This is a genomic window from Paractinoplanes globisporus DSM 43857, assembly GCF_000379645.1.
GTDB classification, from domain to species: domain Bacteria; phylum Actinomycetota; class Actinomycetes; order Mycobacteriales; family Micromonosporaceae; genus Actinoplanes; species Actinoplanes globisporus.
This window is the reverse complement of record NZ_KB903307.1, coordinates 168499-178555: the sequence shown is the minus strand read 5'-3', so window position 1 is coordinate 178555 and position 10057 is coordinate 168499. Positions and strand designations below refer to the sequence as shown.

Here is a 10057-nt window from a genome sequence, read left to right as displayed (position 1 = left end):
CTTGCGCCATCGTCGTGACCCGTGCTGACCACGCGAAGGGGCGCGGTCGGCGGTCGCTCGTTGGCGGCGTTTGGTGTCGGCCAGGTGCAGCCTGTGCTCGGCCCGGATCGCCCGCCCGGACACCAGCAGCGCCTGACCGCCGGGCCCGGCGACCGCGAACGGATGAATGATGCCGAGATCAACGCCGGCCACCCGCTGCGGGTCGGGGGCGTGCCCGGCCGGGTAGCTGGTGACCGGCAGTTCCGCGGTGACATCGATACAGAGCCGGCCGTCGGCAAACAACAACTTCACCGACCGCACCGTGCCGGGCAGGTATGGCACCGGCCGGTCCAGGCGGACCAGCAGCGGAGGGCAGCCACGGGCGGTCGGTAGGCGCAGCGTGCGGCCGGTGAGGGTGAAGGTGCCGTGGTACCAGCGGATCGGCATCAACGCTCGTCGCCGGCGTGGGTATCGGACCTCGGTCGCGCCGGCCTTGCGGCGGGCAGCGGCGGAGAACCAGGCGTCGGAGTAGCGGCGCAGCACCGACCGGGCACCCACGCTGTCAAGTTCGCCGAACGTGCCCGGCCCGGACTCGGCCAACAGTCGGCACAACTCCTGAAAACCGGCCGCGGGCCGATCACCACGGCGCCGCCGCCACCAGTTGACCTCCAGCACACACGCCCAGACATCCCCGGCCGAACTTTACGCGAGACCGGGATATTGTCCAGCCTGATGAACGTCTGTGGCGTCGCCCCGCCAGCTGAGTACTTTCTCAGACAACTTTCAGCCGCTGTGCAGCGAAGCTGCAGCGGATTGATAAACAATGGGTCACATGGCAGCTCAGACCCAGCCCAAGCAGAGTGAGGCGAAACTCCTCGTCGTCGAGGACGATGCGAACATTCTGGAGCTTCTCTCCGCAAGTCTGCGCTTCGCCGGGTTCGACGTCAGCACCGCCACCTCGGGCAGCGCTGCCGTCAGCGCGGCGAAGAACGCATCGCCCGACCTCGTCGTTCTCGACGTCATGCTGCCCGACCTCGATGGTTTCGAGGTCATCCGGCTCATGCGCGAGGGCGGGCAGCGCACCCCGGTGGTCTTCCTGACCGCCCGCGACGGCACCGAAGACAAGATCCGTGGGCTCACGCTCGGTGGCGACGACTACGTGACCAAGCCGTTCAGCCTCGAGGAGCTGACCGCCCGCATCCGGGCGGTGCTCCGGCGTACCTCCCAGGGCGACGAGGCGCCGTCCCGGCTCGTCTTCGCCGACCTCGAGCTCGACGAGGAGACCCACGAGGTCTACCGGGCCGGCCAGCGCGTGCAGCTGTCGCCGACCGAGTTCAAGCTCCTGCGCTACCTCATGCTCAACGCCAACCGGGTGCTGTCCAAGGCGCAGATCCTGGACCACGTCTGGAAGTACGACTTCCGCGGTGACGACAACATCGTCGAGTCCTACATCTCCTACCTGCGCCGCAAGGTCGACAACGTCCAGCCGCGGCTGATCCACACCCTGCGCGGCGTCGGGTACGTTCTGCGCAAACCGGCCGTCTGAGCCCACGGTGACGCTGACCGAGCGGGTTCGTAACTCTCTCCCGCCGCAGCCCAACCTGCGCCGCGTCTCGCTGCGCACCAAGCTGGTCGCGTCCGTGCTGATCCTGGTCTTCGCGGCGCTCACGCTGATCAGCCTGGCCAGCACGTACGCGTTGCACAGCTACCTGATCTCGCGGATGGACGTGCAGCTGCAGCAGTTCGCGGGCACCTCGGTGGCGGCCGTCGAGCACAACAACTTGTTGAACAAAACCACCCAGTACAAGGTGGTCGTGCCGCCGGACTACCTGGCCACACAGAAGACGACGACCGGCTTCGGCCCCGTCATCCCCGAGGATCTGAGCGCCGACGAGGTCCCGGCGTTCTTCACCACGGTCGACACGATCAATTCGCACGTCGGCACGCCGTACACGGCTCGCTCGAAAGACGGCAAGTACCTGTGGCGGATGCTGGTCGTCCCGGTCGACGACGGCACCGTGCTCTACGTCGGGCAGCGGATGACCGGCATCGACGAGGCGATCGCCCGGCTGGTCCGCTCGGACTTGCTGGTCGGCGTCGGGGTGCTGATCGCGCTGGCCTCGGTCGGCGCGGCCCTGGTGCGGCAGAGCCTGATCCCGCTGCTGCAGATCGAGCGCACCGCCGCCGCGATCGGCGCCGGCGACCTCAGCCAGCGCGTGCCCGACCCCGAGGACCACGGCGGCGGCGGCGATCCCACCACCGAGCTGGGCCGGCTCTCGCGCGCGCTCAACGCGATGCTCGCCCAGATCGAGGCGGCGTTCATCGCGCGGGCGGAGTCCGAGCAGGCGGCCCGGCACGCGGCCGAGGCGGCCCGGCTCTCCGAGGCGCGGGCGCTGGCGTCGGAGGCGAAGATGCGGCAGTTCGTGGCGGACGCGTCGCACGAGCTGCGCACCCCGCTGACCACCATCCGTGGCTTCGCAGAGCTGTACCGCCAGGGCGCCGTCTCCGACCCGGAGGACGTGGCCAAGCTGGTCCGCCGGATCGAGGACGAGGCCGCCCGGATGGGTCTGCTCGTGGAGGACCTGCTGCTGCTCGCCCGGCTCGACCGGGAGCGGCCGCTCAACCTCGGCCCGGTCGAGCTGCCGGTGCTCGCGCTCGACGCGGTGCAGGCGGCCGAGGCGATAGCGCCCGAGCGCCAGATCAAGCTCGAGGTTCGCGACCCGGGCGACCGGCTGGTGGCGTACGGTGACGACGCCCGGCTGCGGCAGGTGATCGGCAATCTGATGACCAACGCGATCGTGCACACCCCGCCCGAGGCCTCCGTTACGCTGCGGCTGTTCGCCGAGGAGGGCAACCGGGCCGTCCTGGAGATCGCGGACACCGGGCCGGGCCTCTCCGAGATGCAGAAGGCACGCGTCTTCGAGCGGTTCTACCGGGCCGACGGGGCGCGCACCCGGCACGCCGACCGGGAGGCGACCGGCACCGGCCTGGGGCTGGCGATCGTCGCGGCCATCGTGCGCGCCCACCAGGGGAGCGTCGAGGTGGTCAGCGAGCGGGGGAAGGGTGCCACCTTCCGGGTCACTTTGCCCACCCTAAATGCCGATAAAAGCTTCACAGAAAACATCCAGGCGTAACACAGTCTGATACGAGCACGGCGGGGCATGGTGGGTGTCATGAACGAGAACGAGATTGACCCGCGCCCCGCGGACGCCTCCCCTGAGAGCAGCAGCCCGGAGCGGGGCCAGTCTGAGCAGCCGGCGGCCACCCCGCAACCGGTTGCCGCGCAGCCGGCCGCGCCCCAGTGGAGTGCGCCGGTTTCGGCCGCGCCGCAGTCCGGCGCCGGCTGGCAGCAGGCCCAGCCGCAGTCACCGTGGCAGCAGCCGGGCTACCAGCAGCCGCAGCCGCAGCAGCCGTACGGCGCCTACCAGCAGTACTCGCAGCAGTCGGCGTACCCCGGCGCTTGGAACCAGGCCGGCACCCAGCAGCAGCCGGCGGTCGAGGGCCAGGCGTGGCAGCAGCCCGCGGGCGAGGGCCTGCCGGCCTGGGCCGCACCGGTCGACACCGGCACGCGCCCGCCGTCCACCGGCCGCGGCCGGAAGATCTTCGTGGCCGGCGCCGCCGCCGTGCTGATCGCGTTGGCCGCGGGTGGTGTCGGCGCCGCCACGGCGCTGGCCTTCGACAACAACGACGGAAGCAGCCCCACGACACAGAAGGCGAACTCGTCGGTCACCCGCGTGGTCGACCGCTCGTCGCTCGCCCAGATCGCCTCCGAGGTGCAGGACAGCGTCGTGTCGATCACCACCGAGTCGGGCGAGGGCTCCGGCGTGATCCTCACCGCCGACGGCTACATCGTCACCAACAACCACGTGGTCGCGACCGCCACGGGCAACACGGTGACGGTCATCTTCGCCGACGGCAAGAAGGCGCAGGCCACCATCGTCGGCACCGACCCGCGTACCGACCTGGCCGTGGTCAAGGCGAGCGGCGTCTCCGGCCTGCACGCCGCCAAGTTCGGCAGCAGCGCCAAGATGCAGGTCGGCGACACGGTGCTGGCGATCGGCAGCCCGCTCGGGCTCGAGGGCTCGGTCACGGCCGGCATCATCAGCGCCAAGGACCGCACCATCCAGTCGAGCAGCGACGACGGGGGCCAGCAGAGCCCGTTCGGCGGCAACGGCAGCCAGCAGCAACAGCAGTCGGCCAGCACGACGATGTCCGGTCTGCTGCAGACCGACGCGCCGATCAACCCCGGCAACTCCGGTGGCGCCCTGGTCAACACCAACGGCGAGGTCATCGGCATCAACTCGGCGATCGCCACCCAGGGGCAGAGCTCCGGCAACATCGGCCTCGGCTTCGCGATCCCGAGCGACAAGGCCAGCCAGGTGGCCAACGACCTGATGGCCGGCAAGAAGGTGAGCCACCCGGCGCTCGGCGTCAGCGTCACCGACGCCGAGAACGGCGGCGCGCTGGTCTCCAGCGTCACCGCCAACAGCGCGGCCGCCAAGGCCGGCCTCCAGCAGGGCGACGTGATCACCTCGGTCGACGGCAAGACGATCGACAGCTCCAACGACCTGGTCGCCGCGGTGCAGGGCGGCACGGTCGGACAGAAGTTGTCGATCGAGTACACCCGGGACGGCGCCAAGAAGCAGGTCACGGTCACTCTGGCCGAGGCCGAATAAGCCAGTAACACTCCCCGCTGCGGCGGGCGGCGTGACAAGGGGGTTGTCACGCCGCCCGCCGTACGCCTGTGTATGGCCTTAATCAGGGACTTTTGTGGCAAGCACCATTTATCGCCGCCGGGGACTCGCGTTGGCGACGGCCGACCGCCTACTCTCCATTCCGCCATCGGTGGCGACCAGTGAGAGGCCCCCCAGGTGACCTACGTCGAGACCCGGATGAACGTCTGGGAAGCGCTGGCCGGACGGGCTCCCGGAGAGCCCGGCGGCCCGCTCGATCCCGGCCTGTGGGGCGCCGTCGTCGACCGGCTCAACCCGGTGAGCGCCCGGCCCGTGCTGCGCGCCGGCATCGAGGCCGTCCAGCTCACCTCCGCCCGCGGCGACGAGTACATCATGCTGCGCTCGCCCGACGCGGGCACCCGCGCGGGATACCTGCGTCTCACCCCCGAGGAGTGGCAGCTCGCCCTGCTCATGGACGGGTACAGCACGGTGGCCCGGCTGGTCGCCGAGTTCGCCCGGATCGCCGGCCGGCTCGCTCCCGACCAGGTCCGCCGGGTGGTGGCCGACCTGGCCGGCAACCGGATGCTCGACGAGCTCCCGATGGACGCGTTCCGCCCGGTGCAGGAGACCCGCCGCAAATCGGTGCCCGAGCGGGTCGGCAACTCGATGCTCGCCGCCGCGCGCGGCCGCCGGATGCTCGTCTTCGACGTCGACGGCCTGATCACGTCCCTCTACCGTACGGGCGGCCGGTTCTTCTTCGGCACCGGCGGGTTCGTCGTCACCGGCCTGCTCGCCGTCCTCGGCGCCATGCTGTTCGCCACCACCTGGCTGCGCGGCAGCCGGTCGCTGTTCCTGACCGCCGACTCCTACCTTCTGGGCGCGATCGTGCTGATCGTGCTCAACGGCATCGTGCTGGTCACCCACGAGCTGGCCCGGGCGCTGGCCACCAAGGCCGCCGGGCGCGAGGTGCCTGCCGCCGGACTGCTGGTCTATTTCGGCATTCCGTCCGTCTTCGTCGACACCACCGACGTCTGGATGGCGGGCCGCCGCGCCCGCCTGCTCGTGGCCGCGGCCGGCCCCGGCAGTGCGCTGTTCCTGGCCGGCCTGGTCCAGCTGGGTGGCCTGGCCGTGCCGGCGCTGTCCGGGCTCGCGTTCAAGCTCGCCTTCCTCTGGTACGTGAACGCGTTCTTCCAGCTCAGCCCGTTCCTCCCGCTCGACGGGAACTACCTGCTGATGGACTGGCTGGAGATTCCGCAGCTGCGCGCCCGCGGCCTCGCCTGGGTCGGCGGCCGGCTGCGCGGACGTTCGCCCCGCTGGGGGGTGCTCGACCGCGAGGGCCGGCTCATCGCGCTCTACGGCATCGTCGCCGTGGCCTGGCTCGCGATGGCGGCCGTGCTGACCTTCCGGGTCTTCGACGACCGCATCTCCGGCCTGGCCACCGGGCTCTGGCACGCCGGGCTGCTCGGCGCGCTGCTGCTCCTGCTGATCGTCCTCGGGCTCGGCGCGCCCGCGGTCTTCTTCCTGCTCAGCCGCCTCACCCGGTGGTGGGCGCGGTCGCGGCGCAAGCGCGCCGAGGGCAACCGCGAGATCGACATTCCCCGCCGGCTGGCCGCGCTGCGCGCCTCCGACCTCGGCGGCCTGCCCGAGCCCGCGCTGGCCGGCCTCGCCGCCCGGGCCCGCTGGGAGCACCCGCCCACCGGCCGCCAGGTGGTCCGGGCCGGCGGCTCCCAGTCCGCCGTCTACGTGGTCGTCGAGGGCGCGCTGCAGGGCCGCAAGCCCGGCGACCCGCCCGGAACCGTCCGGCACCACGTCGGCCCCGGCGGCGTGGTCGGCCTGGTCAACGCCCTGACCGGCCGCTCGACCCAGCTCGACTGGCACACGGCCGGCACGGCGCTGCTCTACATCCCGAGCGCCACCGTGGCGTCGGTGGTCGGGCCGCTGCCCGGCCCGCCGCCGCAGGACCGCGCCGAGGCCGAGTCTCTCTTCTCGGACACTCCGGCGCTGGCCGGCCTCGCCGTCGACCAGCGGCTCGCGCTGATCGCCTCGGCGCACCCGGTCGACCTCGAGCCGGGCGCGCCGGTGATCCTGCCCGGCCCTACTCACGCGGTGGTCGTCGAGTCCGGCGTGATCGCCATGCCGGACGGGGTCGAGCTGCGGCGGGGCACCCTGGTCGGCCCGGTCGGCGACGGCAGCCCCGGCATGGTGGCGCAGACGTTGAGCCCCGTACGGCTGTGGGTCCTGCCCGATGCCTCGGACCTGCCGCCGCTGGTCGGCGCGGCCCATCGCCCGGGTTCGCCGATGCCGGTCGGCTCCCTGCGTCCCGGCTCGCCGGCCCCGGAGGCCTACCCGCCGCTCGCGGTGCCGCCGGGCCCGCCCGACGGCGTCGACACCCCGTCGGTCGACCGACGCTTCGAGGGCCGGCTCTGGTGGCTCACCGTGCTTCTGCTGGTGGTGGCCCTGGTGCTGACCGGGCTGAGCTTCCGGCCCGGGCCGGCCTGGGCCGAGATGCCGCGCGACCGGGTGCTGCTCACGGTGGTCAAGGGGACGGCCGACGCGACCGTCGACGGCTCGGTGACCACGCTCGAGCCGGGCGACCAGCGTTACATCGGCCGGGATGCGCAGATCGAGGTGCCGGGCCAGTCGACGGCGCGGATCACGTTCCCGGGCGGCGGGGCCTCGGTGCTCTGCGCCGGGGCGCGGCTCACGATCGGTGCCCTCGACGTGGCGGGCGGCCGCCACCAGGCGCCCAGCGGCACGCTCGCGCTGCAGGGCGGCCGGGTGCTGGCCGACACCACCGGCACGAGCGGGGCGTTCCAGCCGCTCGCGCTGACCGTCACCCGCGCGCAGGGCAAGGTGGTCAACTCCGGTGCGGCCTGGTACTCGGTCGACCCGGACGCGGTGAGCGTCTCGACCGGCACGGTGTCGGTGGGCGGGGCCGCGAGCAAGGCCACCGGCAAGGAGCTGAGCTGCGGCGACGGCGTGGCGGTGACGCCGCCCTCGACCGAGGGCAACACGCCGTCCGAGGAGCCGTCGCCGTCGGACTCCGACTCGCTCGAGCCGTCCGAGGAGCCGAGCGTCGATCCGTCGGCGAGCGCCACCTCCGAACCGGCGACGACCGAGCCGACGGTGACCACCGACCCGACCGGCGGGACGACGACCGATCCGACCGCGACGGCGACCACCCGGCCGACGACGACCAGGCCGACGACGAGGCCGACCACGACGGCCGCGCCGACCAAGACGACGTCGAAACCGACCAGTGCACCGACCACCACCTCGCCGACCCCGACGGAGACGACGACGCCGCCGGACCCGGACCCGACCGGAACGGCTTCCGTGGAAAGCTCCCAGCCGTAGAAGATCGCCGACAAAGACCAAGCCATGTGGCGATGCCGGAACTGGACTGACGGACCTATCTTCTAGGAATGAGCCAACAGGACGGCGACGACCTCGGTGTCTGGTCGGAGTTCGGCACGGCCGCCGGCATGACGGTGCGCGACCTCGCCGCGGGTGGTGAGGCGCCGGGCGAGCCGCACACCGGCCTCGGCGACCGGCCCGACCTGGATGGGCTGCCCCCGGTGGGCGCGACGAGCGGCTTCGGCTCGGCGCCCTCGAGCCCCGACCTCGCCGAGGCGATCCGGGGGGCGGCCCCGCCGAAGGGCTATCACAACCGGGTGGACGCCGACGGCGACGGCCATCTCGACAAGGCGACCTATCTCGGCGACGGCCACGGCGGCGCCGAGATCCTGGTCGACCTCGACGGCGACGGCCGGGCCGACTTCGTCGGTCACGACACCGACCTGGACAACCGGGTCGACTTCGCCGACTACGACAAGGACCACGACGGGTTCTTCGAGAAGCGGATGTACGACGACAACAACGACGGCCTCCTCGACCGGGCCGAGTGGACGCACGACAGCTGATCAGACTTCATCTATTTACAATTACAGTTAACAGTCCTAATAATTGGCCATGCGCCGATCGATGATCTTCGCCATGGTCGTATCCCTAGCCGCCGGAGGAGCCACGGTCTACCTGGCCTCCTCGGCGAGCGCCGCGACCGCCTGCGCCCCCGCGTGGAGTGCCACCGCCGTCTACGTCGGCGGCAACTCCGCCTCCCAGAACGGGCACAACTACACCGCCAAGTGGTGGACCCAGAACGAATCCCCCGCCACCCACTCCGGCCAGTGGGACGTCTGGGCCGACAACGGCGCCTGCGGCGGCACCACGCCGCCGACGACGTCACCCACCATGACGCCGCCCACGACGACTCCGACAACGCCCCCCACCACGACGCCGACCACCCCGCCGACCTCGATTCCGGCCACCGGCATCCCCAAGCACGCGCTGATCGGATACCTGCACGCGAGCTTCGCCAACGGCTCCGGCTATGTGCGCATGGCGGATGTCCCCGCCGACTGGGACATCATCGACCTGGCCTTCGGCGAGCCGACCAGCGCCACCTCCGGCGACATCCGCTTCACGCTGTGCCCCGCCACCGAGTGCCCCGGCGTCGAGTCGCAGGCCGACTTCATCGCGGCCATCCGGGCCAAGCGCGCCGCCGGCAAGAAGGTGCTGCTCTCCATCGGCGGCGCCAACGGCCAGGTGCAGCTCACCACGACCGCGGCCCGCGACACCTTCGTGAGCTCGGTCAGCGCCATCATCGACAAGTACGGCCTGGACGGCGTCGACATCGACTTCGAGGGCCACTCGCTGTCGCTGAACACCGGCGACACCGACTTCAAGAACCCGACCACCCCGGTCATCGTCAACCTGATCAGCGCCCTGAAGTCGCTCAAGGCCCGCTACGGCGCTGGCTTCGTGCTGACCATGGCCCCCGAGACCTTCTTCGTCCAGCTGGGCTACCAGTACTACGGCTCCGGGCCGTGGGGTGGCCAGGACCCGCGCGCCGGCTCGTACCTCCCGGTCATCTACGCCGTCCGCGACTTCCTGACGATCCTGCACGTCCAGGACTACAACTCCGGCTCGATCATGGGCCTCGACAACCAGTACCACTCGATGGGCGGCGCCGACTTCCACATCGCCATGACCGACATGCTGATGGCCGGCTTCCCGGTCGCCGGCAACACCGCCAACATGTTCCCCGCCCTCCGCGAGGACCAGGTCGGCTTCGGCGCCCCGAGCTCGGTCAGCGCCGGCAACGGCTACGTGGCCCCGTCGGCCGTCCAGCAGGCGGTCGGTTGCCTGGTCAACGGCGCGAACTGCGGCGGGTACACCCTCCGGAGCGGCACGAACCCCAACTTCCGCGGCCTCATGACGTGGAGCATCAACTGGGACAAGTACTACGGCTGGGAGTTCCAGAACCAGAACGGCAAGTACGTGAAGTCGCTGCCGTAGCTGATTCAGAAGAACAAATTCAAGAGCTTCATGTCGTAGCTGGGTGG

At 71.2% G+C, this 10057-nt stretch carries 7 protein-coding genes; 6 read left to right on the top strand and 1 reads right to left on the bottom strand.

All coding sequences use genetic code 11. The features are described 5' to 3' along the window. Positions 1-537, bottom strand: a 537-nt coding sequence (locus A3CQ_RS0123270) for a hypothetical protein (protein WP_211216664.1), incomplete at its 3' end; no start/stop codon positions are given. Positions 538-811: 274 nt separating this feature from the next. Here A3CQ_RS0123270 and A3CQ_RS0123265 point away from each other — a divergent pair. The 6 genes from A3CQ_RS0123265 to A3CQ_RS0123240 all read left to right on the top strand — a co-directional run bounded on the left by A3CQ_RS0123265 (position 812) and on the right by A3CQ_RS0123240 (position 10010). Then, complete coding sequence (locus tag A3CQ_RS0123265; RefSeq protein ID WP_020513361.1) at positions 812-1525, top strand: response regulator transcription factor; 714 nt, start codon at positions 812-814, stop codon at positions 1523-1525. 7 nt (positions 1526-1532) lie between these two features. Beyond that, the gene (locus tag A3CQ_RS0123260) at positions 1533-3113 is read left to right on the top strand and encodes a sensor histidine kinase (RefSeq protein ID WP_020513360.1); all 1581 of its coding nucleotides are present in this window, start codon (positions 1533-1535) and stop codon (positions 3111-3113) included. Positions 3114-3152: 39 nt separating this feature from the next. After that, a complete protein-coding gene (locus tag A3CQ_RS0123255) occupies positions 3153-4655 on the top strand; it encodes a S1C family serine protease (RefSeq protein WP_020513359.1) in 1503 nt (500 codons plus the stop codon). Between the two features lie 195 nt (positions 4656-4850). Then, positions 4851-8009, top strand: coding sequence for a zinc metalloprotease (locus tag A3CQ_RS57650; protein ID WP_020513358.1), 3159 nt, complete (start codon positions 4851-4853; stop codon positions 8007-8009). Between the two features lie 68 nt (positions 8010-8077). Then, positions 8078-8575: a hypothetical protein gene (locus tag A3CQ_RS59285; protein WP_020513357.1), complete on the top strand. Its 498-nt coding sequence runs from the start codon at positions 8078-8080 to the stop codon at positions 8573-8575. Positions 8576-8648: 73 nt separating this feature from the next. Continuing rightward, the gene (locus tag A3CQ_RS0123240; RefSeq protein WP_370657619.1) at positions 8649-10010 is read left to right on the top strand and encodes a chitinase; all 1362 of its coding nucleotides are present in this window, start codon (positions 8649-8651) and stop codon (positions 10008-10010) included. Positions 10011-10057: the final 47 nt, after the last annotated feature.